This is a genomic window from Enterobacter sp. 04-C-12-SI-ECC, from assembly GCF_047530715.1.
Classification (GTDB): Bacteria; Pseudomonadota; Gammaproteobacteria; order Enterobacterales; family Enterobacteriaceae; genus Enterobacter; species Enterobacter bugandensis.
On sequence record NZ_JBLKDI010000003.1, the window covers coordinates 166,984 to 190,836 of the forward strand.

The following is a 23,853-nucleotide window of genomic DNA, read 5'->3' on the forward strand; positions in this document are numbered from 1 at the left end:
TTTTCCCGATCCTGTTGGCGGAAGGTTAGCAGAAGTGTGATGTGGCGCTTATATCCAAATGGAATGGTTTATGACAAATGGAATGATTTTGTTGGTTTACTGTTCAATCTGGTGATGAATAAAACGATTGAACTGAAATTGCAGCGAATTGATCATCTGGGAAGACCAGCGCACTGCACTGTTTTCGGGCAAGGTTTGCGGCATCCAGACGGCGTACGCAAACAGCGCCATGCACAGCACGCGTTCAAGCTGATTCCCTTTCTGCGGCGCAAGGATCGGAAAACGGAAACGCCAGCGGCAGGGCCATAGCAGCGGCACGCCCGCGGGCGTCAGCATATCGGCGAGGATATGGCTTAAATAACCCAGCACCATGCCCTGAATGGCATCACCCGGCACTATCCAGCTTTCAGGGACTTTTAAATAGAAAAGCGTAAGCAGGCCAAAAACGGCCAAGAGGCTGTGGGTAAACCCGCGGTGGCCGAACGCGCGGGCGATGGGCTTCGACACCCACTTCAGGCGCTGTCCGAGGAAGGATTTTGGGTGGTCAATATCGGGCAGCAGACAGGTTAAAACGGCGGAAGGGACAATATGCCACCAGTCTCCCTGTGCAAGCACGGGAGTAAGTTCTGCGTTTTTGGCAAATACTGCGCACGCAATTGAAAAAAGCAGGTGGCCTTCCGCCGTCATGATAAAACCCACGAAACTGTCAATTTATACAGTATAGGGTTTTTATACAGTGGGCGAAAGAGGTGACGGTGTAACTGTTTGTCACAAAGGCGCCTCAGCGCGCCAGCCAGCCGCCGTCGACGGCTAAGGTGTGACCATTCACGTAATCTGATGCGGGGGAGGCTAAAAAGACGACCGGCCCCTGAAGGTCATCCGGTACTCCCCATCGACCCGCCGGGATGCGGTCAAGGATCTCCGCGTTACGCTGTTCGTTATCGCGCAGCTGCTGCGTGTTGTTCGTCGCCATGTAGCCCGGCGCGATGGCATTCACGTTGATGCCATGTCGCGCCCACTCATTTGCCAGCAGGCGCGTGATCCCCAGTACGCCGCTTTTCGAGGCGGTATACGACGGCACGCGAATGCCGCCCTGAAAGGAGAGCATAGAGGCGATATTGATAATTTTGCCGCCCTGGCCCTGGGCGATAAATCGCTTAGCGACCGCCTGAGAGAGGAAAAAGAGCGACTTGAGATTCAGGTTCATAACGTCATCCCAGTCTTTTTCGCTGAACGTCAGAGCCTCCTCCCGGCGAATCGTCCCGGCATTGTTTACCAGAATATCAATTCGTCCCATCTCCGCCACGGCGGTGTCCACGACGTACTGAAGATTTTCCTGCTGGCTCAGATCGGCCCGAATAGCCACAAAACGTCTTCCCAGGGCGGTGACGGCGCTTGCCGTTTGCTCTGGAGCTTTGCGATTTACCCCAACGATATCGCAACCTGCCTGCGCCAGCGCAATAGCCATGCCTTGCCCCAGCCCGGTATCGCACCCGGTGATGAGGGCTACTTTGCCTGAAAGAGTAAAGGTGTCCAGTATCATACGCGCCTCAGAAGCGGGTTATCGTCGTGTTGACGTTAAAGATAGGAGGCAGGGATGAGAAAAGCAAACAAAATGAAACTGTGTTTTGTTTTTATCAGGCAGCATGACGCTGCCTGTAGGAGGGGCGCTATTCGCCGCGCAGGTGTTGTACCGTCAGTTCAGCCAGCGAATTCAGCTTAACGTCGGCAAGAGCATACCGCGGATCGTGGCGGTTTTCTTCATCGGGCACCACAATGGAGCGCATACGCGCGGCTTTGGAGGCCACCATGCCGTTTACTGAATCTTCCAGCGCGACGCAGGTAAGCGGATCAAGACCCAGCTTCGCGGCGCAGTCCATATAGACCTGCGGATGTGGCTTGCTGTAGGGCAGTTTTTCCGCAGAGGCCAGGGCGTCAAAACTGTCGCGCAGCTCAAACATGATCAGCACTTTTTCCAGCATATGCAGCGGTGAAGCGGAAGCCAGGCCAACCTTCAGCCCCTGAGACTTGCACAGCGCGACAGCCTCATGTACGCCCGGCAAGAGCGGCTTGTTCTCCTCCACCAGCGCGATGGCGCGGCTGATAATACGCGAGGTGACTTCGTCGCGATCGGGCCCAACCCACGGCTGTTGGGCGTACCACAGGTCAACGACCATATCAATACGCAGGCCCAGCGTGTCGGGAAGTTCATTACGGCGACTGATATCAACGCCCAGGCTGGCCATCACGTCCAGCTCGGCGCGATCCCACAACGGCTCGGAATCAATCAGTAATCCATCCATGTCAAAAATAGCGGCAAGTATCTGGCGCGGTGTCGACATCACAACGTCTCCTTATCCAGGTGTTCGACAGACGATAAGTGCTAAGCACAGTCTGCAATTTAGCATATTGCTTTTAAAGAGCGGGCGAAATTGATGTCCAGCAGGTAGACTTAGGCTCAAATCACGCGTCTTTATGAAGAGGAACTGATGACGTATCAACAAGCTGGACGCATTGCTGTCTTAAAACGTATTGCAGGCTGGGTGATTTTTATTCCCGCCGTCATTTCTACGCTGATCTCCGTGCTGAAGTTTATGTACGATCACAGCGAAAAACAGCCGGGCATTAATGCGGTAATGCTTGATTTTGCGCATGTCATGATTGAGATGGTGCGGTTTAACACCCCGTTCCTGAATGTCTTCTGGTTCAACTCGCCAACGCCGGACTTTCACCAGCAGCTGAATGTTGGGTTCTGGATTATCTATGCGCTGATTTTTATTGCGATGGCGCTGCAGGCATCGGGCGCACGAATGAGTCGCCAGACCCGTTTTTTACGCGAAGGGGTGGAAGATCAGCTTATCCTTGAGAAGGCGAAAGGTCCTGAAGGAATGAGCCGGGAGCAGATTGAATCCCGCATTGTGGTGCCTCGTCACACCATTTTCCTGCAAATTTTCCCGCTCTATATCCTGCCGGTTATCATCATCGTGGCGGGATATTTCTTCTTCTCACTGCTCGGTTTTCTGTAACGAATTAGGGTGGCGGCAAGACCACCCGTTTTGTCTTTAAGCCGCAAGCACGCGTTCAAGCGCGCGCTGGGCGTTGACCAGATGTTGCCCGCCAAAAAGAATGGCTCGGTTCATCAGCGTATAGAGCTGATACACGGGCTGGCGCTCAAGGAAGTCCGGCGGCAGGGGGGAGACAGACTGATAGCCATCGTATATTTGCGGCGGTTGTTCGGGATGCAGGGGCAACATGGCCAAATCGCACTCTCTGTCGCCCCAGTAGCAGGCCGGGTCGAAGATATACGGGCCGTTGGGGCCCAGCGCGCAGTTATCGGACCATAAATCACCGTGCAGCAAAGACGCCTGAGGCTGGTGGGAGGCCAGGCGCTGTTGCACATGCTCGACGATGGCATCAATATTGCCAAATTCCAGCCCTTTCTCTGCGGCCAGCTCAAGCTGCCATCCGATGCGCTGCTCGGCAAAGAACGTCGACCAGCGGCGCTGCCAGGCATTGGGCTGCGGCGTGGTGGAAAGGTCGTTGTCGAAGTCGAGACCAAACTGGGGCTGGTCGCTCCACTGGTGCAGACGCGCTAACTGTTGCCCGAGAATAAAGGCATTATGGGCGTCCAACGGGCGGGCAGGGAGATAGTCCATCACCAGAAAGCTGTAGTCCCGGTCACTGCCCACGGCCAGCACCTCAGGTACCGTCACCGTTTTACTGCGGGACAACAGTTCAAGCTGATCGGCTTCAGCGGTAAAAATCGGGAGCAGCTCTCGCTCGTCGCATTTAACGAACAGATCGCGTCCTGCGTAGCGTAAATGCCACGCGGCGTGAATTTCCCCGCCCGGCAGCTCGTTACGCAGTTCAATTTCACCTTCACCCAATTGCTCATGTAAAAGATGACTGATAGCCTGCCACATGTTGACTCTCCCATGTTGTCTGCCAGATCATAAAGTTAGCGCATAACTGCGGTAAAAAAATACGAACTAACGCACACCTGAGCGGATTAATTTCATGCAGGGCACTTATTGTTCTTTTTTCTGCCAGCGTTCCCACGTCTCCACGGTGATGTCGGCAGGCTTGTCGGTCACGCTTTCCACCAGGCTGGCGGCCAGCGCATGCACCTCTTCTTCACTCAGGGCTGCGATCAGGCCAAACGCCAGGGTGCCTAAATCATGAATATGACCTTCGTCATCCGTTAGCGTGAGCAGGAAATTCGCCCGTGTAAAGGCATTGTTGAGCTCGTTAAGCTCGGTCAGCGATGCTTCATGAAGGCTGATGGTCACGACGTAGCGGGTGATATCACCACTGCTCATAATTCACCTCGTTGTTATCCTGAAAGTTTTTTTAGCATAGTCGATACGCCATATTTGGCGACTTCCACAGATATTCCCCTCCGCCAGGAGGGGGATATATCGGTTAGCTTCGTGACAGGTAATCGACGATTTTCTGCGTATCGGCAAGCGAACACAGGCGCGTTCCCTGATTGATGGTGGCGGCACTCCCCGCCGCGACGCCATAGCGCGTCATCTCCAGAAGTGATGCGCCCTGCGCCAGCTTCAGCGCCATCGCGCCGACCATACTGTCGCCTGCGCCGACGGTGCTCTGGCTCTTCATTGGGGGCGGAACAACCTGCACAAAGCCCGTCTTGTCGACGGCCAGCGCACCCTGAGGACCGAGAGAGACGACAACGCGGTGCGCTTTGCCGCTGCGAACCAGTTCTTCTGCGGCAGTACGCACGTCATCCGGCTGGCTAAGTTCGCGATTAACAAGCGCACTCAGCTCTTTCTGGTTAGGCTTAACGAGCTCAAGCTGTCCGGGTTCTAATGCCGCCTGCAGGGCTTCGCCTGAACTGTCGACAATACAGCGAATGCCGCGCTGAAGCACGGCATCAACCAGTGCTGTCAGCTTTTCTGTTTTGACGCCTGGCGGCAGGCTACCGCTGATGACCAGCAGCGAGCCGCTTTCAATGGTTAGCACCTTCTCTTCCAGCTGACGAAACTCATCATCGCTCAGCCTGGCGCCTGGCATAACGAAACGATACTGTTCCCCGCTGGACTCAACGTGGACATGCAGGTTCTGCCGGGTCCAGTCTTTGGCGTCAACGGTATCCACGGCAACCTGTTCATCGGCCAGCAAGGCAACAAGATGCTCCCCCGTTGCACCACCGGCCGGAAAGATGGCAGTCGCTTTACCACCGAGGTGGGTAATCGCGCGCGCAACGTTAATCCCGCCACCGCCCGGCTCAAATACGGGTGCGCTACAGCGTAGTTTACCTTCCGGGTAAATCTGCGGCGTTATGGTCGCGGAGTCGAGGGAAGGGGAGAGCGTCAGCGTATAAATAGAAGCCATCATAACCTCCTTTTAGCATGGGTTCTTTTAAGCCTGGCACCGATCGACAGGAAGGCAATGTAAATAACAGTATGATTTTAAAAATGAATGCTGACATAAATGCGATGAGGGATATATAAAATAAAACGTTTTTTGGGATCGTTCTTATTCAAAAAATGAAATAAGAAATCATTGCTATGTTATTTGCGCCTTTTTATAATTTGTTACCTTTCTCTGGACGCCTTGTCATTGATCCTCAAGAAAGATTCCGGGACCGTGTGGTCTCTTTTTTTGTTGTACGGACTCCTTAATAAAATGAAGCTTTTAAAGACAGTGCCCGCTGCACTGATGCTGGCGGGTGGCGTGTTTGCGGCTATGAACGCGACCGCCGATGATTCCGTTTTTACTGTCATGGACGATCCTTCCACCGCGAAAAAACCGTTCGAAGGTAACCTGAATGCCGGGTACCTGGCACAATCCGGTAACACCAAAAGCTCTTCTCTGACGGCGGACAGTACGCTCACCTGGTACGGTAATACCACCGCCTGGTCTCTGTGGGGGAATGCCAGCAATACGTCCGCTAATGACGAACGTTCTTCCGAGAAATATGCGGTAGGCGGACGTAGCCGTTACAACATGACCGACTATGATTACCTGTTTGGTCAGGCAAGCTGGTTAACCGACCGTTACAATGGCTATCGCCAGCGCGATGTGTTCACCGCGGGTTATGGTCGCCAGTTCCTGAACGGTCCGGTACACAGCCTCCGTTTTGAATTCGGTCCAGGTGTGCGTTACGACGAGTACACCAATGGCGATACCAAAACCCAACCGCTCGGTTACGCTTCCGGCACCTATGCCTGGCAGATGACTGACAACACCAAATTTACCCAGGGTGTTTCCGTATTTGGTGCCGACGACACGACGCTGAACTCTGAGTCGGCGCTGAACGTGGCCATCAACGAACACTTTGGTCTGAAAGTCGCCTACAACGTGACCTGGAACTCTTCACCACCTGAATCTGCACCGGATCACACCGACCGCAGAACCACGGTTTCACTGGGTTATAGAATGTAATGAAAACGGGCCGATAATCATGTCGGCCCGTTTATTCGCTCTGGTCTTGTGACGTCCCTCTGATGAGCTGTCTTCGCCCCTAGCCCCAAATCATTGCCGCCCAGCGGAGTAACAGCATCGCGCCGCAGATGGCAATCAGCACCAGCACCATTTTCCAGTGTTTTACGGCAAAGCGTTTTGTTGGCATAACCTAATCCTTGTTCGTTGATACCCACAGTCTACCAAACAGGACCGAAATATGCCCCTTCTCGGGATCGATTGGGTTATGCCAGCGTAGGGTTCAGCTCAGAACCAGTGGAATCGTTCGGCGAGAATCAACAATAAACCTGTGGCGGAAAGGATGTTTAAAATCACAACCGTTCTACTGGATACGTTCATAGTATGCACCTTTGGGTTTAAAGATCTGTTCAAGAGTAGCCCAGCATCTCTGAAATGCGAGCATCGGGAATTGCGATCTGCAAATTCATGCGAAAGTGCCAGCACATCAATCTGCCAGCAGAGGGTGCAATCTCCCTTTTGTTAGTGTTAACATTGCAAGGCTTGCCGTATATCCGGCGTTGTCTGATTTTCCGGCAGGTGAATGATGACGAACCAATTTGACGATTGTTGGTCAGATGGTGTCGTAATCTATTGTCAAATCACGATTATTTTCTTTGTATATGCTCTTATGTGTGGGGCATCACTGCAAATAAGGATATAAAATGCCTGTAATTACTCTTCCTGATGGCAGCCAACGCCATTTCGACCACGCTGTTAGCCCTATGGATGTTGCCCTGGACATCGGTCCTGGCCTCGCGAAAGCGACCATCGCCGGCCGTGTGAACGGTGAGCTGGTTGATGCATCCGATCTGATTGAAAACGATGCGACGCTTGCAATCATCACCGCGAAAGACGAAGAAGGTCTGGAGATCATTCGTCACTCCTGTGCGCACCTGTTGGGTCATGCTATCAAGCAGCTGTGGCCAAACACCAAAATGGCGATCGGTCCGGTTATCGACAATGGTTTCTACTATGACGTTGATCTTGACCACACCCTGACCCAGGAAGATATCGACGCGCTCGAAAAACGTATGCACGAGCTCGCCGAGACCAACTATGACGTCATCAAGAAGAAAGTCAGCTGGCACGAAGCGCGTGAAACCTTCGTCAAGCGTGGCGAGAGCTATAAAGTCTCTATTCTCGATGAAAACATTTCGCATGATGACAAGCCTGGCTTGTACCATCACGAAGAATACGTCGACATGTGCCGTGGACCGCACGTGCCGAACATGCGCTTCTGCCATCATTTCAAACTGATGAAGATCGCCGGCGCCTACTGGCGTGGCGACAGCAACAACAAGATGTTGCAGCGTATCTATGGTACCGCGTGGGCGGATAAAAAAGCCCTGAACGCCTACTTGCTGCGCCTGGAAGAGGCGGCGAAGCGTGACCACCGTAAAATTGGTAAGCAGCTTGACCTGTACCACATGCAGGAAGAAGCGCCGGGTATGGTGTTCTGGCATAACGATGGCTGGACTATCTTCCGTGAACTGGAAACGTTCGTACGCTCCAAGCTGAAAGAGTACCAGTATCAGGAAGTGAAAGGCCCGTTCATGATGGACCGTGTGCTGTGGGAAAAAACCGGCCACTGGGACAACTACAAAGATGCGATGTTCACCACCTCGTCCGAGAACCGTGAATACTGCATCAAGCCAATGAACTGCCCGGGCCACGTTCAGATCTTCAACCAGGGTCTGAAATCCTACCGCGACCTGCCGCTGCGTATGGCGGAGTTCGGTAGCTGCCACCGTAACGAGCCATCAGGTGCGCTGCACGGTCTGATGCGCGTGCGTGGCTTTACGCAGGATGATGCGCATATCTTCTGTACTGAAGATCAGGTTCGTGATGAAGTTAACGCCTGTATTCGTATGGTCTACGATATGTACAGCACCTTTGGCTTCGAGAAGATCGTGGTCAAACTCTCAACGCGTCCGGAAAAACGTATCGGTAGCGATGAGACCTGGGATCGCGCAGAAGCGGATCTCGCCGTAGCGCTGGAAGAGAACGGTATTCCGTTCGAATACCAGCTGGGCGAGGGTGCATTCTACGGTCCGAAAATTGAATTTACCCTGTATGACTGCCTCGATCGCGCATGGCAGTGCGGTACTGTACAGCTGGACTTCTCCCTGCCGCAGCGTTTAAGCGCCTCTTATGTTGGCGAAGACAACGAGCGTCAGGTACCGGTCATGATTCACCGTGCTATTCTCGGTTCTCTGGAGCGCTTCATCGGCATCCTGACCGAAGAGTTCGCGGGCTTCTTCCCAACCTGGCTTGCGCCGGTGCAGGTGGTGGTGATGAACATTACCGATTCTCAGGCCGATTACGTTAAAGAATTGACGCAGAAACTACAAAATGCGGGCATTCGCGTAAAAGCAGACTTGAGAAATGAGAAGATTGGCTTTAAAATCCGCGAGCACACTTTACGTCGTGTCCCGTATATGTTGGTCTGTGGTGATAAAGAGGTGGAAGCAGGCAAAGTTGCCGTTCGCACCCGCCGTGGTAAAGACCTGGGCAGCCTGGACGTAAGTGAAGTGATTGAGAAGCTGCAACAAGAGATTCGCAGCCGCAGTCTTCAACAACTGGAGGAATAAGGTATTAAAGGCGGAAAACGAGTTCAAACGGCACGTCCGAATCGTATCAATGGCGAGATTCGCGCCCAGGAAGTTCGCTTAACAGGTCTGGAAGGCGAGCAGCTGGGGATTGTGAGTCTGAGAGAAGCGATCGAAAAGGCTGAAGAAGCTGGAGTAGATTTAGTTGAAATCAGCCCTAACGCCGAACCGCCAGTTTGTCGTATCATGGACTACGGCAAGTTCCTTTATGAAAAGAGTAAGTCTTCTAAGGAACAGAAGAAGAAGCAAAAAGTTATCCAGGTTAAGGAAATCAAATTCCGTCCTGGTACCGACGATGGCGATTATCAGGTAAAACTCCGCAGCCTGATTCGCTTTCTGGAAGATGGCGATAAGGCCAAGATCACACTGCGTTTCCGCGGTCGTGAGATGGCCCACCAACAGATTGGTATGGAAGTGCTTAACCGCGTCCGTGACGATCTGAGTGAACTGGCAGTAGTCGAATCCTTCCCTACGAAGATCGAAGGCCGCCAGATGATCATGGTGCTCGCTCCTAAGAAGAAACAGTAAGGCCTTCAAGCAGCAAAATCTGTGGAGCCTTCGGGTTTCATAGGTTTTGTTCGCCTATGTTTCGTTTATTTAACAATGCGAAGTGGAAGTTATTAAGATGCCAAAAATTAAGACCGTACGCGGTGCTGCTAAGCGCTTCAAAAAAACCGGTGGTGGTGGATTTAAGCGTAAGCACGCAAACCTGCGTCATATTCTGACCAAAAAATCTACTAAGCGTAAACGTCACCTGCGTCCAAAAGGCCTTGTTTCTAAAGGCGATCTGGGTCTGGTTATCGCGTGCCTGCCGTACGCATAAGCCGTTAACGTTTAATTTTTTACTAAGAATATAGATACAGGAGAGCACATATGGCTCGCGTAAAACGTGGTGTAATTGCACGTGCACGTCACAAGAAAATTTTGAAACAAGCTAAAGGCTACTACGGTGCGCGTTCACGCGTATACCGCGTTGCCTTCCAGGCTGTTATCAAAGCAGGTCAGTACGCTTACCGTGACCGTCGTCAGCGTAAGCGTCAGTTCCGTCAACTGTGGATTGCGCGTATCAACGCAGCAGCACGTCAGAACGGTATTTCTTACAGCAAATTCATCAACGGCCTGAAAAAAGCCTCTGTTGAAATCGACCGTAAGATCCTGGCTGACATCGCAGTATTCGACAAAGTAGCGTTCACCGCTCTGGTCGAAAAAGCGAAAGCAGCACTGGCATAAGCCAGTTGAGAGAGGGGGCCTGGCTCCCTCTTTTCATTTAACACCATCAGAAGATTGACATTTATCCGTGCAGGCTTTTCAATAAGGTCTTACCGGTTTTTACCCAACAAGGTAACGCAAGCATGAATGCTGCTATTTTCCGCTTCTTCTTTTACTTTAGCACCTGACTCCAGGAGGCTAGCGCGTGAAAGATGAAACGAAAAACAGCGCCAGATAAGCCTCCCGATGGAGGCTTTTTTTGTGCCTGAATTTGAGAGAATAACTCCACCAAATCGGTGTCTGCACCGACATAATGAGGAAAATCATGTCACATCTCGCAGAGCTGGTTGCCAGTGCAACAGCCGCCATTAATCAGGCCTCAGATGTTGCCGCGTTAGACAATGTCCGCGTCGAATATCTTGGGAAGAAAGGGCACCTGACCCTTCAAATGACAACCCTGCGTGAACTGCCGCCAGAAGAACGCCCGGCAGCGGGTGCGGTGATTAACGAAGCCAAAGAGCAGGTTCAGCAGGCGCTGAACGCGCGTAAGGCCGAGCTGGAGAGCGCGGTACTAAACGCGCGTCTTGCGGCAGAAACCATCGACGTTTCTCTGCCGGGTCGCCGTATTGAAAACGGTGGTCTGCATCCGGTTACCCGTACTATCGATCGTATTGAAAGTTTCTTCGGTGAGCTCGGCTTTACCGTGGCGACTGGCCCGGAAATCGAAGATGATTACCACAACTTCGACGCCCTGAACATTCCTGGCCATCATCCGGCACGCGCTGACCACGACACTTTCTGGTTTGACGCGACGCGTCTGCTGCGTACCCAGACCTCTGGCGTTCAGATCCGTACCATGAAGGATCAGGAACCACCAATCCGCATCATCGCGCCGGGCCGCGTGTATCGTAACGACTACGATCAGACCCACACCCCAATGTTCCACCAGATGGAAGGTCTGATTGTTGATAAAAACATCAGCTTCACCAACCTGAAGGGCACGCTGCACGATTTCCTGAACAACTTCTTTGAGGAAGATCTGCAGGTTCGTTTCCGTCCGTCCTACTTCCCGTTCACCGAACCGTCTGCGGAAGTTGACGTGATGGGTAAAAACGGCAAATGGCTGGAAGTGCTGGGCTGCGGCATGGTGCATCCAAACGTGCTGCGCAACGTGGGTATCGATCCGGAAGTTTATTCCGGCTTTGCGTTCGGCATGGGCATGGAGCGTCTGACCATGCTGCGCTACGGCGTGACCGACTTACGTGCATTCTTCGAAAACGATCTGCGTTTCCTCAAACAGTTTAAATAAGGGCAGGACAGAACAATGAAATTCAGTGAACTGTGGTTACGCGAGTGGGTGAACACCACGCTGGACAGCGAAGCGCTTTCCAACCAGATCACCATGGCGGGCCTGGAAGTTGACGGCGTTGAGCCGGTTTCCGGTGCCTTCAACGGCGTCGTGGTGGGTGAAGTGGTCGAGTGCGGCCAGCACCCTAACGCCGACAAACTGCGCGTGACAAAAGTGAACGTTGGCGGCGACCGTCTGCTGGACATCGTCTGCGGTGCGCCAAACTGCCGTCAGGGCCTGAAGGTGGCCGTGGCGACCGTCGGTGCCGTACTGCCGGGTGATTTCAAAATCAAAGCGGCCAAGCTGCGCGGTGAGCCGTCTGAAGGCATGCTGTGCTCCTTCTCCGAGCTGGGTATTTCCGACGACCACAACGGCATCATCGAGCTGCCATTGGATGCGCCAGTTGGCACCGATATCCGTGAATACCTGAAGCTTGATGACAATACTATCGAAATCAGCGTCACGCCAAACCGTGCCGACTGCTTAGGTATCATCGGCGTGGCGCGCGACGTTGCCGTACTGAACCAGACCGAACTCAACGCGCCGGAGATTGTGCCGGTTGAAGCGACCATCAGTGACGTGCTGCCGATTCAGGTTGACGCTGCTGATGCCTGCCCGCGCTACCTCGGTCGCGTGGTAAAAGGCATTAACGTTAAAGCGCCAACCCCGCTTTGGATGAAAGAGAAGCTGCGCCGCTGCGGTATCCGCTCAATCGACGCCGTGGTTGACGTCACTAACTACGTTCTGCTGGAGCTGGGCCAGCCGATGCACGCGTTCGATAAAGATCGTATCGAAGGCGGCATCGTTGTGCGCATGGCGAAAGAGGGGGAAACCCTGGTGCTGCTGGACGGCACAGAAGCCAAACTGAACGCCGACACCCTGGTGATTGCTGACCACAGCAAAGCGCTGGCGATGGGCGGTATCTTTGGTGGCGAACACTCTGGCGTCAACGACGAAACGCAAAACGTCCTGCTGGAATGTGCGTTCTTCAGCCCGCTCTCCATCACCGGCCGCGCGCGCCGTCACGGCCTGCACACCGATGCGTCTCACCGCTACGAGCGCGGCGTTGACCCAGCGCTGCAGTACAAAGCGATGGAGCGTGCAACCCGCCTGCTGATCGACATCTGCGGCGGCGAAGCGGGCCCGGTTATCGACGTCACCAACGAAGCGACCCTGCCGAAGCGTGCGACCATTACCCTGCGCCGCAGCAAGCTGGATCGCCTGATTGGGCACCATGTTGCCGACGCGCAGGTGACCGATATCCTGAAGCGTCTGGGCTGTGAAGTGACCGAAGGTCAGGACGAGTGGAAGGCCGTTGCGCCATCCTGGCGTTTCGACATGGAAATTGAAGAAGATCTGGTGGAAGAAGTGGCCCGTGTTTACGGCTACAACAACATCCCTGACGAGCCTGTGCAGGCGGGTCTGGTGATGGGCACCCACCGTGAAGCCGACCTGTCCCTGAAGCGTGTGAAAACCATGCTGAACGACAAAGGCTACCAGGAAGTGATCACCTACAGCTTCGTTGATCCTAAGCTGCAGCAGCTGATCCACCCGGGTCAGGAAGCGCTGATCCTGCCAAGCCCAATCTCCAGCGAAATGTCCGCGATGCGTCTGTCCCTGTGGACGGGCCTGCTGGGGACTATCGTTTACAACCAGAACCGCCAGCAAAATCGCGTGCGCATTTTCGAAAGCGGTTTGCGCTTTGTGCCGGATAATCAGGCAAATTTAGGCATCCGTCAGGATCTCATGCTGGCTGGTGCCATCAGCGGTAACCGCTACGAAGAGCACTGGGACCTGGCAAAAGGTACGGTTGATTTCTACGATATGAAGGGCGATCTGGAAGCGATTCTGGATCTGACCGGTAAATTATCTGAAATTGAGTTCCGCGCGGAAGCGATTCCTGCGCTTCATCCGGGCCAGAGCGCGGCGATTTATTTAGACGGCAAACGCGTTGGTTTCATTGGCGTTGTCCACCCGGAGCTGGAGCGTAAGCTGGACCTGAACGGCCGTACCATCGTGTTCGAGCTGGAGTGGAGCCCGGTTGCAGACCGCGTCATTCCTCAGGCGCAGGACGTCTCCCGCTTCCCGGCGAACCGCCGTGATATCGCGGTTGTGGTCGCTGAAAACGTGCCCGCAGCAGATATTTTGGCCGAATGTAAGAAAGTTGGCGTAAATCAGGTAGTTGGCGTAAACTTATTTGACGTGTACCGCGGCAAGGGCGTAGCAGAAGGTTTCAAGAGCCTCGCTATCAGCCTTATTCTTCAGGATACCAGCCGTACACTCGAAGAAGAGGAGATTGCCGCTACCGTCGCCAAATGTGTAGAGGCATTAAAAGAGCGATTCCAGGCATCATTGAGGGATTGAACCTATGGCGCTTACAAAAGCTGAAATGTCAGAATATCTGTTTGATAAGCTTGGGCTTAGCAAACGGGATGCCAAAGAGCTGGTAGAGCTGTTTTTCGAAGAGATCCGTCGTGCTCTGGAAAATGGTGAGCAGGTAAAACTCTCCGGTTTTGGCAATTTTGATTTGCGAGACAAAAACCAACGTCCGGGCCGTAACCCGAAGACGGGGGAAGATATTCCCATTACAGCCCGCCGCGTGGTGACCTTCAGACCCGGCCAGAAGTTAAAGAGCCGCGTCGAAAACGCAACGCCTAAAGCAGAGTAATATGAACTAACCAAAAAGGCCGCCCACGCGGCCTTTTTTCTTTGCGCTCTCCGGCAAACACGCCGTAAAATCAAATACATCACTCGCTAACAAACCGTACACATGCTTGATTATGCTCATCGCCAGCACCGTTCCGATCGGCGTCGCCTGCTTCTGCTGGCGCTGCTGCTTATTCTTGCCGCGGGTATTAGCCTCTGCGCAGGCGACAGCTGGATCGGGCCTGAAAGCTGGCTGGGGCCTGACGGGCAGCTCTTCGTCTGGCAAATTCGCCTGCCGCGCACCGTCGCGGTGATCCTGGTCGGCGCCGCGCTGGCGCTGTCTGGCACTATTATGCAGGCGCTGTTCGAAAACCCGCTGGCGGAGCCCGGCCTGCTGGGGGTGTCGAACGGTGCAGGCGTCGGGCTGATTGCGGCGGTGATGCTGGGCGGGGGAGGACTCTCCGGCTGGAGCATTAGCCTGAGCGCCATTCTCGGCGCACTGCTGATCACAGTCATTCTTCTTCGCTTCGCCAGACGTCACCTGTCGACCAGCCGGCTGCTGCTTGCCGGCGTCGCGCTGGGGATCATCTGTAGCGCGCTGATGACCTGGGCGGTCTACTTCTCGACCTCCTTTGACCTGCGTCAGCTCATGTACTGGATGATGGGCGGCTTTGGCGGCGTTGACTGGCACCAGGGCTGGCTAATGGCGCTGCTGGTACCGGTCATCGCGTGGGCTGCGCTGCAGGCCCAGCCGCTGAATCGGCTCGCGCTGGGGGAAATCTCTGCCCGCCAGCTGGGCATGCCGATTGGTTTCTGGCGTAACGTACTGGTCATTGCCATTGGCTGGCTGGTAGGCGTGAGCGTGGCCCTGGCGGGGGCGATTGGCTTTATCGGGCTGGTTATTCCGCACATGCTGCGTCTTTGCGGCTTCACGGATCATCGAACCTTGCTTCCGGCCTCGGCGGTTGCCGGGGCAGCCACGCTGCTGGTGGCCGACATCATCGCCCGTCTCGCCCTGACGGCCGCAGAATTGCCTGTTGGCGTGGTGACCGCAACGCTGGGCGCGCCAGTCTTTATCTGGCTACTATTAAAAGCTGGACGTTAAATCGACAACCTGAGGAAATGCTATGCAGTCAGATATCCTGAATACCGAAGTGACCACCATTGATGGGGATAACACCACGCTGGAAAGCTACAAAGGCAAGGTGTTGCTCATCGTCAACGTGGCATCGAAATGCGGCCTGACGCCGCAGTACGAGCAGCTGGAGAATATTCAGAAGGCCTGGGAGAAAGACGGTTTTACCGTGCTGGGCTTCCCGTGCAACCAGTTCCTGGGCCAGGAGCCGGGCAGCGAAGAAGAGATCAAAACCTTCTGCAGCACCACTTATGGCGTGACGTTCCCGATGTTCAGCAAAATTGACGTCAACGGTGAAGACCGCCATCCGCTGTATGCGAAGCTGATTGCCGCCGCGCCGAAGGCCGTTGCGCCGGAAGAGAGCGGTTTTTACGAGCGCATGGCCAGCAAAGGCCGCGCGCCGCTCTATCCGGACGATATTCTGTGGAACTTCGAAAAATTCCTGATTGGCCGTGACGGCCAGGTCGTTCAGCGTTTTTCGCCGGATATGACGCCTGAGGACCCGATCGTCATGGAATCTATTAAGCTGGCGCTGGCGAAATAATGTCGCTGCTGATGCAGCTCACGGACGTCGCCGAGAAGGGGCGTCTGGAGCCGGTAACCTGCGACATCAATTCGGGTGAAATCCTGCATCTCGTCGGGCCAAACGGCGCGGGTAAAAGCACGCTGCTGGCGCGGATGGCGGGGCTGACCACCGGGCCAGGGCAGATTACGCTGCTGGAACATGCTTTGGTCGACTGGTCACCCGCCTCGCTGGCCCACCGGCGCAGCTACCTGGTGCAGCAGCAGGTACCGCCTTTTGCGATGCCGGTCTGGCATTATCTGATGCTGCATCTGCACGACAAACAGCATACGACACTGCTGGAGGAAGTGGCTGCGGCGTTAGGGCTGGAAGATAAACTGTCCCGGCTTGCCAGCCAGCTTTCCGGGGGGGAATGGCAGCGGGTGCGTCTGGCGGCGGTCATTCTGCAGATCCATCCCGCGGGCAATCCTCACGGGAGGATGCTGCTGCTGGATGAACCGATGAGCGGTCTGGATGTTGCCCAGCAGGCGGCGCTGGATACCCTGCTAAGCGCGCTGAGCAGAAAAGGTATCGCCGTAGTGATGAGCAGCCACGATCTTAACCATACGTTACGTCACGCACATCGCGTGTGGCTCCTGTCGCGCGGCAGGATGATCGCCAGCGGTACGCGGGATCGGGTCCTTACGCCGCCAAATCTTGCCCGCGCCTACAACATGTCGTTCCGCAGGCTGGATATAGAGGGACATAAGATGCTGATTTCTACCGGGCAGGAGTAACCGTTTCTTGCCTGTGAACACAATTGCACGCTAAATTACCAAAAGAACAATAAAAGCAGAGGATTCGTCTGAAAATGCGATTCTGGTTTCTCTTCGTGGCGGCACTCTTTCTTGCGGGATGCAGCAGCCATCGTGCACCGCCGCCTAATCCGCGGCTGTCAGATTCTATCACCGTTATTGCCAGCCTTAACGATCAGCTGAGCAACTGGCGCGGCACGCCTTACCGCTACGGCGGCATGAGCCGCGGCGGGGTGGACTGCTCTGGCTTTGTCCTGATGACGTTTCGTGACAAGTTTGATTTACAGCTTCCGCGAGACACGCGCAAGCAGGCGGAAATAGGCACTGAAATTGATAAAGACGATCTCCTTCCCGGTGATCTGGTCTTTTTCAAAACCGGATCGGGAGAAAGCGGCCTGCATGTTGGGATATATGATACAGACAATCAGTTTATTCATGCCTCTACCAGCCGCGGCGTGATGCGCTCTTCTCTCGATAACGTGTACTGGCGTAAAAATTTCTGGCAGGCGCGACGTATTTAGACTGCCCGAACACGTTTCTTATGTCGGCATGGTAACTATTAAACCATGCCGTTTTTCTCAAATAAGCTGATTAAAGTTAAATTTACCTAAATTAGCAACATCCTTATGTGTCTGTTTTATCTAAAACTGGCTATTATTCAGTAACCAGGATAAGATTATTTTAGATTCAGGGATAAATCTGAAAATTAATACGGAACTAATGAAATTAAACTTATTAAAATCAAGACAGTGGAATTGTGTCAGCAATTGCTCCAGGATGTCCTCTCTCATCTTTAATGCGGGGCGAGTGCAATGATTATTACGCTAGATAATGCTTACCAGTCTGAACTGATGCTTCTGCCTGCTCGTAATAGCGCAGGCGAGCTAAAAGGTTTAGAAATACTGGTTAACTTTACTGGCGTCGGCACCGATGTGAGGATCCCCACTGAGCTCGTTATCCCTCGGCTTTCAGCGGCAGAGGAGTTAGCGCTGTTTAACGAAAAACTGCAATTGCTTGATACCTGTAAACTGTTTTTTATTCAGCATCAGTTAATTGCATGGATCAATATTACACCAGCAATTGTTGAGTTTTTATTAAGTAATGGGAATGCTGTTTCAATTCTTGAGCGTTATCCGTTTCTTGAGTTTACTGTTAATGAGAACTATCCAGGTTTAAATAACGGAAAGGACGATCTGCAGCTGGCAAGAATGGCGATCCATTTTCCGCTGGTGCTGGCAAACTTTGGAGCCGGTGCTGCATCGCTCAAGGCCGTCTATGATGGATTATTTAAACGGGTTATCCTTGATAAAGGATTCATCCAGCAGCGTGCTTCTGAGCTTTCTTTCGAGCCTTTTATGCGCGCGATCCTCTGGCAAATAACGCCGCACTGCCAGTCGGTGATCGTCTCCGGCATTGACGACCACGGTTTGCTGCAGCGCGTTCTGTCCTTCAATTTTGGTGCCATGCAGGGTGCGCTCTGGCCAGCCGTCTCGGCGGAGCACGTCACGACGCTGGTTCAGCAGCGATAACCCTGCCTTTCGCCCGTGTTTAAGTCCGGGTAAACCCTCTACACTAAAGGCAGGAGGACTTATGACCCTGTCTTTTACTGCTCACTGGCATGACGAGTTGCCTGGCTTTTACACCGCACTCAAACCAACACCGTTACATAATTCACGTCTTATCTGGCATAACGATCGGCTGGCCGATGAGCTGGCCATTCCGCCCGATCTGTTTCAGCGTTCAGACAGTGCTGGCGTCTGGGGAGGCGAGACGCTTCTCCCCGGTATGCAGCCTCTGGCTCAGGTCTATAGCGGACACCAGTTTGGCGTCTGGGCGGGGCAGCTGGGTGACGGCAGGGGGATCCTGCTCGGCGAACAACGGCTTCCCAACGGGGAGACGGTTGACTGGCATCTGAAAGGCGCAGGTCTTACCCCTTACTCACGAATGGGCGACGGGCGCGCGGTATTGCGGTCAACGATACGCGAAAGTCTGGCATCCGAAGCGATGCATGCGCTGGGGATTCCCACCACCCGCGCGCTGTCGATCGTCACCAGCGACACGCCGGTGACGCGCGAAACGGTGGAAAAGGGGGCGATGCTGATGCGCATAGCGCAAAGCCATCTCCGCTTTGGTCATTTTGAGCACTTTTACTATCGCCGCGAGCCGGACAAGGTTCGCCAGCTCGCGGACTTCGCCATTCGCCACCACTGGGCGCATCTGCAGGATGAGGCGGATAAATACGCTCTCTGGTTCCGGGACGTGGTTGCCCGTACCGCCACGATGATTGCGCGCTGGCAAACGGTAGGCTTTGCTCACGGGGTCATGAATACGGACAACATGTCGATTCTCGGCCTGACCTTTGATTACGGTCCGTTTGGTTTCCTGGACGATTATCAGCCGGGGTATATCTGCAACCATTCCGACTATCAGGGGCGTTACAGCTTTGACAATCAGCCGGCGGTTGGGCTGTGGAACCTCCAGCGGCTTGCACAAACCTTATCGCCGTTTATCGACGTTGATGCCCTGAACGATGCGCTCGACAGCTATCAGGACCTTTTGCTGCGGGAATACGGCACGCTGATGCGTAACAAGCTGGGGCTGATGACCCAGGAGAAGGGCGACAACGACATCCTCAACGGCCTGTTTACCCTGATGGCGCGTGAAGGGAGCGATTACACCCGCACCTTCCGAATGCTGAGCCAGACGGAGCAGCACAGCGCCGCCTCGCCGCTGCGCGACGAGTTTATTGACCGTCAGGCGTTTGACGACTGGTTTGCACAGTACCGCACGCGGCTGCAGCAGGAGCAGGTAGACGACGCTACCCGTCAGGCGCAGATGAACGCAGCGAATCCCGCGATGGTATTACGCAACTGGCTGGCGCAGCGGGCGATTGAGCAGGCAGAGCAGGGTGAGTACGACGAGCTACACCGTCTGCATCTGGCGTTGCGCACGCCGTTTGCCGACCGGGATGATGATTACGTCAGCCGCCCGCCTGACTGGGGCAAGCGGCTGGAGGTCAGCTGCTCAAGCTAGCGATTTTAGCCGGGCGGCGACGTTGCCTTTCCCGGCCTGTTCATCACTGAGCAACCCAGCCGCCATCCATATTCCACGCGGCGCCGCGAACGTTCACGGCGCCGTCGCTGCACAAAAATAGCGCCAGCTCGCCCAGCTGTTCCGGGGTAACAAACTCCCCTGAAGGCTGTTTCTCCGCCAGAAGCTGTTCGCGAGCCTGCTCCGGCGGTACGCCGTCCGCGATACGTTTGTCGATTTGCTGCTGCACCAGCGGGGTCAGTACCCAGCCGGGGCAGATAGTATTGGCGGTAATACCCGTGCGGGCGATTTCCAGCGCCAGGGATTTGGTAAAGCCCACCACGCCGTGCTTGGCCGCAACGTAGGCCGATTTCTCTTTCGACGCGACCAGCCCGTGAACGGAGGCGATATTGATGACGCGCCCCCAGTTTTTATCCCGCATGACCGGCAGCGCCAGCCGGCTGGTGTGAAACACCGCGGAAAGATTAATGGCGATAATGTCGTTCCATTTCTCTACCGGGAAGGCGTCAACCGGAGCCACGTGCTGGATCCCGGCGTTGTTCACAAGAATGTCCACGCCGCCAAACTGCGATTCGGCGTAGCGCATCATGGCCTCAATCTGCAATACGTCCCGCAGATCCGCATCGTGATAGCCCGGCTTTTTGCCCAGTTGCGCAATCTCTTCCCGTGCCGATGCGCTGTCGCCGAAGCCGTTGAGGATCAGCTGCGCGCCCGCCTTCGCCAGCACGCGGGCGATCCCCAGACCAATGCCGCTGGTTGAGCCGGTGACCAGGGCGGTTTTACCGTTCAGATTCATTTTTCTCTCCTTACACAATGCCGGTCAGATAGAACACAGCAATGACAAAAAGTACTGCCAGACTTTTAATGATGGTGATAGCGAAAATGCCGCCGTAGGCCTGGCGATGGCTCAGGCCGGTGATAGCCAGCAGAGTAATCACCGCGCCGTTATGGGGAAGGGTATCCATCCCGCCGCTCGCCATCGAGGCCACGCGGTGCAGCACCTCAAGCGGGATATTGGCCGCATGGGCGGCGGCGACAAACGAGTCGGACATGGCGGCAAGGGCAATACTCATCCCGCCGGACGCCGAACCGGTGATCCCCGCGAGCACGGTCACGCTGATGGCCTCATTTAGCAGCGGATTCGGAATGGCAGCCAGCGCTTTGGATAACACCAGGAACCCAGGCAGCGCCGCGATAACCGCGCCGAAACCGTATTCCGAGGCGGTATTCATCGCCGCCAGAATGGCTCCGCTCACCGCCGTTCGGCTGCCTTCAGCCAGACGCCCCCGGATATTGCGAAAGCCAAAAATCAGCACCAGCACGATACCGGCGATCAGCGCCGCCTCCACGGCCCAGATGGCGGTGATCTTGCTCACCTCGGTCACAATCGGTTTCGCCAGGCCAGGCAGGGTAAGCTCGTGACTCACGCCGTACCAGCCGGGGATCCAGCGGGTAAACAGCAGGTTCAGTATGCCCACCACCAGCAGCGGGGAGATAGCAATCAGCGGATGCGGGAGATTAATGTTATCCGGCGTCTCGGGTTCATTTTTCAGATCCGTGCCGTAACCTTCATTATTATTGAGCGCCTTCCGGCGCTGGCGCTCCAGCCAGAGCAGGCCAAAGATGATAATAAACAGAGAGCCGATAAGCCCCAGCCACGGGGCCGCCCAGGCGTTCGTGCCGAAGAAGCTGGTGGGGATGATATTCTGGATCTGCGGCGTGCCGGGCAGGGCGTCCATGGTAAACGAGAATGCCCCCAGCGCCACGGTGGCGGGGATCAGCCGCTTAGGGATGCCGCTCTGGCGAAACAGCTCGGCGGCAAACGGGTACACCGCAAACGCCACCACGAACAGCGAAACGCCGCCGTAGGTTAACAGCGCGCATACCAGGACAATCACCGGGATGGCGTGTCGACGCCCGAGGATCTGGATTGCGGCGGCGACGATGGAGCGTGAGAAGCCGGAAAGCTCAATCAGCTTGCCAAACACCGCACCCAGCAGGAACACCGGGAAGTAGAGCTTGACGAAGCCCACCATCTTTTCCATAAACAGGCCGGTAAACGTCGGGCCGACGGCACCCGGATCGGTCAGCAGCACGGCACCGAGCGCCGCGATCGGCGCAAACAAAATAACGCTGTATCCGCGGTAGGCCGCCAGCATCAGCAGTGCCAGCGCCGCCAGGGCTATTAACACACTCATTATGACTCCTCACTTTACTTATTATTCGGATACCAACGAGAGGTTTAACGCTCGACGGTCAGGGCAATGCCTTGTCCGCCGCCTACGCACAGGGTGACGAGCCCTTTTTTGACGTCACGGCGCTGCATTTCGTACAGCAGGGTCACGAGGATTCGGCAGCCGGAAGCACCAATCGGATGGCCCAGGGCGATGGCACCGCCGTTAACGTTGACCTTGTGCTCATCCCAGCCGAGCTGCTGGCCCACCGCCAGCGCCTGGGCGGCAAAGGCTTCATTGGCTTCAATGAGGTCCACCTCGTCGAGCGTCCAGCCCGCCCGCGCCAGCGCCGTCCGGCAGGCGCTGACCGGGCCCATGCCCATTACTGACGGGTCAACGCCCGTCACGGCGTAACTCACGATGCGGCCAAGGACAGGCAATCCGCTCTCCCGCGCCTTATCCTCGCTCATCAGCAGCACCGCGGCGGCACCGTCGTTGAGCGTGGAGGCATTCCCCGCCGTGACGGTGCCTTCCTCGTGCAAAAAGGCGGGACGCAACTGCGCAAGCTGCTCTGCGGTAGTGCCTGGTCGGGGCTGTTCGTCACGATCAATAACCAGCGGCGGCTTTTTACCCTGTTTCACCGTCACCGGCGCTATCTCGGCGTCAAGCCGGCCGGACTCAATGGCGGACGCCGCTTTTTGCTGCGAGCGGGCGGCGAAGGCGTCCTGCTGCTCGCGGGAAATGTCATACTCGCGGGCGACGTTTTCAGCGGTGATCCCCATGTGGTAATCGTTGAATGCATCCCACAGGCCGTCGGTAATCATGCTGTCCTTGAGGCCCGCATGCCCGAAACGCAGCCCGGCACGTGCGCCGTCCAGCAGATATGGGGCGTTGCTCATACTCTCCTGACCGCCGGCGATAACCACCTCCGCGTCGCCGCAGCGGATCGCCTGGGCGGCGAGCTGGACCGCTTTTAAGCCCGCGCCGCACACCAGGTTGACGGTGGTCGCCGGCGTGCTGACGGGCAACCCGGCGCCGATGGCCGTCTGGCGGGCGGGGTTTTGCCCGCATCCGGCCGTCAGCACCTGTCCGAAAATCATTTCATCTACCTGTTCGGCGCTGAGACCACTGTTCTCCAGCAGGTGCCGTACCGTGACGGCCCCAAGCTCAACCGCAGAAAGGGACGAGAGCGATCCGCGAAAACTGCCAATGGGGGTTCGCGTTGCCCCGACAATCATGACCTTTTTCATGCTGACCTCTCAGGTGAAGCGCATCTCGCGCACGTCGTCCGCCACAATGATTTTCCCTGCCGTTTTACGCACGATCTCGTCAATACTGACGCCCGGGGCGTATTCCCGCAGGATGAACGCGCCGTCCTGAATTTCCAGCAGCGCGAGATCGGTCAGGACCCGACGGATACAGCCCGCGCCCGTGAGCGGCAGCGTGCAGCGCGGCAGCAGCTTCGACTCACCGCTCTTTGAGGCGTGGGTCATCACCACGATGATGTTCTGCGCCCCGGCAACGAGATCCATCGCGCCGCCCATGCCCTTCACCATCTTTCCGGGGATCATCCATGAGGCGATGTTGCCCTCCACGTCCACTTCAAATGCGCCCAGCACGGTCAGGTCCACGTGGCCGCCGCGGATCATGGCAAACGACTGGGCCGAGTCGAAAATGGCCGCGCCGGTCCGCGCGGTCACGGTCTGTTTACCGGCGTTGATCATGTCAGGATCAAGGGTCTGCTCGTCGGGAAAAGCCCCCATCCCCAGCAAGCCGTTTTCCGACTGCAGCATCACGTCCATCCCGTCCGGAATGTAGTTCGCCACCAGGGTAGGGATGCCGATCCCCAGGTTGACGTAATAACCGTCACGCAGCTCGCGGGCGACGCGCATGGCCATCTGTTCACGGGTTAACATC

The 23,853-nt window shown here is 55.5% G+C and carries 28 protein-coding genes and 1 other annotated feature; of the genes, 16 read left to right on the plus strand and 12 right to left on the minus strand.

Annotated features, from left to right (window positions below; translation table 11 throughout):
* Positions 1 to 96: 96 nt before the first annotated feature.
* From ACMWL8_RS06745 to hxpB, 3 genes are all read right to left on the minus strand, one after another.
* Positions 97 to 687 carry a metal-dependent hydrolase gene (locus ACMWL8_RS06745; RefSeq protein ID WP_032644865.1) on the minus strand — a complete coding sequence of 197 codons (591 nt, stop codon included), beginning with the start codon at positions 685 to 687 and terminating at the stop codon, positions 97 to 99.
* 94 nt (positions 688 to 781) lie between these two features.
* Entirely contained in the window at positions 782 to 1,543 is a 762-nt protein-coding gene (gene kduD, locus ACMWL8_RS06750) for a 2-dehydro-3-deoxy-D-gluconate 5-dehydrogenase KduD (RefSeq protein ID WP_045261586.1), read from the minus strand.
* 127 nt (positions 1,544 to 1,670) lie between these two features.
* A complete protein-coding gene (hxpB, locus tag ACMWL8_RS06755; RefSeq protein ID WP_028012808.1) occupies positions 1,671 to 2,342 on the minus strand; it encodes a hexitol phosphatase HxpB in 672 nt (223 codons plus the stop codon).
* A 147-nt stretch (positions 2,343 to 2,489) separates the two neighbouring features.
* Here hxpB and ACMWL8_RS06760 point away from each other — a divergent pair, with 147 nt between their 5' ends.
* The gene (locus ACMWL8_RS06760; protein WP_045261585.1) at positions 2,490 to 3,026 is read left to right on the plus strand and encodes a YniB family protein; all 537 of its coding nucleotides are present in this window, start codon (positions 2,490 to 2,492) and stop codon (positions 3,024 to 3,026) included.
* A gap of 36 nt (positions 3,027 to 3,062) precedes the next feature.
* Here the strand turns inward: ACMWL8_RS06760 and ACMWL8_RS06765 are convergent, their stop codons facing one another.
* From ACMWL8_RS06765 to pfkB, 3 genes are all read right to left on the minus strand, one after another.
* Positions 3,063 to 3,923 carry a fructosamine kinase family protein gene (locus ACMWL8_RS06765; RefSeq protein ID WP_041910453.1) on the minus strand — a complete coding sequence of 287 codons (861 nt, stop codon included), beginning with the start codon at positions 3,921 to 3,923 and terminating at the stop codon, positions 3,063 to 3,065.
* Positions 3,924 to 4,028: 105 nt separating this feature from the next.
* Positions 4,029 to 4,319 carry a type V toxin-antitoxin system endoribonuclease antitoxin GhoS gene (ghoS, locus tag ACMWL8_RS06770; protein WP_028012811.1) on the minus strand — a complete coding sequence of 97 codons (291 nt, stop codon included), beginning with the start codon at positions 4,317 to 4,319 and terminating at the stop codon, positions 4,029 to 4,031.
* A gap of 103 nt (positions 4,320 to 4,422) precedes the next feature.
* Positions 4,423 to 5,355: a 6-phosphofructokinase II gene (gene pfkB / locus ACMWL8_RS06775; protein ID WP_041910452.1), complete on the minus strand. Its 933-nt coding sequence runs from the start codon at positions 5,353 to 5,355 to the stop codon at positions 4,423 to 4,425.
* A gap of 294 nt (positions 5,356 to 5,649) precedes the next feature.
* Here pfkB and ACMWL8_RS06780 point away from each other — a divergent pair, with 294 nt between their 5' ends.
* On the plus strand, positions 5,650 to 6,408 hold the full coding sequence (locus ACMWL8_RS06780) for a YdiY family protein (RefSeq protein ID WP_045261584.1): 759 nt from the start codon (positions 5,650 to 5,652) through the stop codon (positions 6,406 to 6,408).
* 79 nt (positions 6,409 to 6,487) lie between these two features.
* Here ACMWL8_RS06780 and yniD read toward each other — a convergent pair whose 3' ends face one another.
* Both yniD and yncL read right to left on the minus strand, forming a co-directional pair.
* Positions 6,488 to 6,595 carry a small membrane protein YniD gene (gene yniD, locus ACMWL8_RS06785; RefSeq protein ID WP_008500658.1) on the minus strand — a complete coding sequence of 36 codons (108 nt, stop codon included), beginning with the start codon at positions 6,593 to 6,595 and terminating at the stop codon, positions 6,488 to 6,490.
* 98 nt (positions 6,596 to 6,693) lie between these two features.
* Positions 6,694 to 6,786: a stress response membrane protein YncL gene (yncL, locus tag ACMWL8_RS06790; RefSeq protein ID WP_021241082.1), complete on the minus strand. Its 93-nt coding sequence runs from the start codon at positions 6,784 to 6,786 to the stop codon at positions 6,694 to 6,696.
* A 323-nt stretch (positions 6,787 to 7,109) separates the two neighbouring features.
* Here yncL and thrS point away from each other — a divergent pair, with 323 nt between their 5' ends.
* The 14 genes from thrS (at position 7,110) to selO (ending at position 19,744) form a co-directional block, all read left to right on the plus strand.
* Positions 7,110 to 9,038 carry a threonine--tRNA ligase gene (gene thrS, locus ACMWL8_RS06795; RefSeq protein WP_025757343.1) on the plus strand — a complete coding sequence of 643 codons (1,929 nt, stop codon included), beginning with the start codon at positions 7,110 to 7,112 and terminating at the stop codon, positions 9,036 to 9,038.
* A gap of 3 nt (positions 9,039 to 9,041) precedes the next feature.
* Positions 9,042 to 9,584, plus strand: a complete 543-nt coding sequence (gene infC / locus ACMWL8_RS06800; RefSeq protein ID WP_023616141.1) for a translation initiation factor IF-3 — start codon at positions 9,042 to 9,044, stop codon at positions 9,582 to 9,584.
* Positions 9,585 to 9,681: 97 nt separating this feature from the next.
* The gene (rpmI, locus tag ACMWL8_RS06805; RefSeq protein WP_003030583.1) at positions 9,682 to 9,879 is read left to right on the plus strand and encodes a 50S ribosomal protein L35; all 198 of its coding nucleotides are present in this window, start codon (positions 9,682 to 9,684) and stop codon (positions 9,877 to 9,879) included.
* 50 nt (positions 9,880 to 9,929) lie between these two features.
* Positions 9,930 to 10,286, plus strand: a complete 357-nt coding sequence (gene rplT, locus ACMWL8_RS06810) for a 50S ribosomal protein L20 (protein ID WP_000124850.1) — start codon at positions 9,930 to 9,932, stop codon at positions 10,284 to 10,286.
* 117 nt (positions 10,287 to 10,403) lie between these two features.
* Positions 10,404 to 10,528, plus strand: a sequence feature (Phe leader region).
* Positions 10,409 to 10,453 (plus strand): pheST operon leader peptide PheM, encoded by a 45-nt coding sequence (pheM, locus tag ACMWL8_RS06815; RefSeq protein ID WP_001386830.1) that lies wholly within the window; start codon positions 10,409 to 10,411, stop codon positions 10,451 to 10,453. Its footprint overlaps the feature before it by 45 nt.
* A gap of 62 nt (positions 10,529 to 10,590) precedes the next feature.
* Positions 10,591 to 11,574 (plus strand): phenylalanine--tRNA ligase subunit alpha, encoded by a 984-nt coding sequence (pheS, locus tag ACMWL8_RS06820; RefSeq protein ID WP_010426091.1) that lies wholly within the window; start codon positions 10,591 to 10,593, stop codon positions 11,572 to 11,574.
* Between the two features lie 15 nt (positions 11,575 to 11,589).
* Positions 11,590 to 13,977, plus strand: a complete 2,388-nt coding sequence (gene pheT, locus ACMWL8_RS06825; RefSeq protein WP_045261583.1) for a phenylalanine--tRNA ligase subunit beta — start codon at positions 11,590 to 11,592, stop codon at positions 13,975 to 13,977.
* Positions 13,978 to 13,981: 4 nt separating this feature from the next.
* Complete coding sequence (gene ihfA, locus ACMWL8_RS06830) at positions 13,982 to 14,281, plus strand: integration host factor subunit alpha (RefSeq protein WP_003857805.1); 300 nt, start codon at positions 13,982 to 13,984, stop codon at positions 14,279 to 14,281.
* A gap of 102 nt (positions 14,282 to 14,383) precedes the next feature.
* Positions 14,384 to 15,364: a vitamin B12 ABC transporter permease BtuC gene (btuC, locus tag ACMWL8_RS06835; protein WP_045261582.1), complete on the plus strand. Its 981-nt coding sequence runs from the start codon at positions 14,384 to 14,386 to the stop codon at positions 15,362 to 15,364.
* 22 nt (positions 15,365 to 15,386) lie between these two features.
* The gene (locus ACMWL8_RS06840) at positions 15,387 to 15,938 is read left to right on the plus strand and encodes a glutathione peroxidase (RefSeq protein ID WP_028012818.1); all 552 of its coding nucleotides are present in this window, start codon (positions 15,387 to 15,389) and stop codon (positions 15,936 to 15,938) included.
* Entirely contained in the window at positions 15,938 to 16,693 is a 756-nt protein-coding gene (gene btuD, locus ACMWL8_RS06845) for a vitamin B12 ABC transporter ATP-binding protein BtuD (protein ID WP_045261581.1), read from the plus strand. The genes ACMWL8_RS06840 and btuD overlap by 1 nt, the downstream gene beginning before the upstream one ends.
* A gap of 74 nt (positions 16,694 to 16,767) precedes the next feature.
* On the plus strand, positions 16,768 to 17,232 hold the full coding sequence (locus ACMWL8_RS06850; protein WP_028012820.1) for a C40 family peptidase: 465 nt from the start codon (positions 16,768 to 16,770) through the stop codon (positions 17,230 to 17,232).
* Between the two features lie 291 nt (positions 17,233 to 17,523).
* Complete coding sequence (locus ACMWL8_RS06855) at positions 17,524 to 18,240, plus strand: EAL domain-containing protein (protein ID WP_028012821.1); 717 nt, start codon at positions 17,524 to 17,526, stop codon at positions 18,238 to 18,240.
* A 61-nt stretch (positions 18,241 to 18,301) separates the two neighbouring features.
* Positions 18,302 to 19,744, plus strand: coding sequence for a protein adenylyltransferase SelO (gene selO / locus ACMWL8_RS06860; protein ID WP_045261580.1), 1,443 nt, complete (start codon positions 18,302 to 18,304; stop codon positions 19,742 to 19,744).
* A gap of 43 nt (positions 19,745 to 19,787) precedes the next feature.
* On the opposite strand, the gene ACMWL8_RS06865 is transcribed toward selO, so the two are convergent.
* From ACMWL8_RS06865 to ACMWL8_RS06880, 4 genes are read right to left on the minus strand one after another with little or no spacing between them, the layout of a single operon-like run.
* Complete coding sequence (locus ACMWL8_RS06865; protein ID WP_045261579.1) at positions 19,788 to 20,558, minus strand: 3-hydroxybutyrate dehydrogenase; 771 nt, start codon at positions 20,556 to 20,558, stop codon at positions 19,788 to 19,790.
* A gap of 10 nt (positions 20,559 to 20,568) precedes the next feature.
* Positions 20,569 to 21,963, minus strand: a complete 1,395-nt coding sequence (locus ACMWL8_RS06870; protein ID WP_192971188.1) for a GntP family permease — start codon at positions 21,961 to 21,963, stop codon at positions 20,569 to 20,571.
* 41 nt (positions 21,964 to 22,004) lie between these two features.
* Complete coding sequence (locus ACMWL8_RS06875) at positions 22,005 to 23,186, minus strand: acetyl-CoA C-acetyltransferase (RefSeq protein ID WP_241276961.1); 1,182 nt, start codon at positions 23,184 to 23,186, stop codon at positions 22,005 to 22,007.
* A 9-nt stretch (positions 23,187 to 23,195) separates the two neighbouring features.
* Entirely contained in the window at positions 23,196 to 23,852 is a 657-nt protein-coding gene (locus tag ACMWL8_RS06880; protein WP_041910432.1) for a CoA transferase subunit B, read from the minus strand.
* Position 23,853 lies beyond the last annotated feature (1 nt).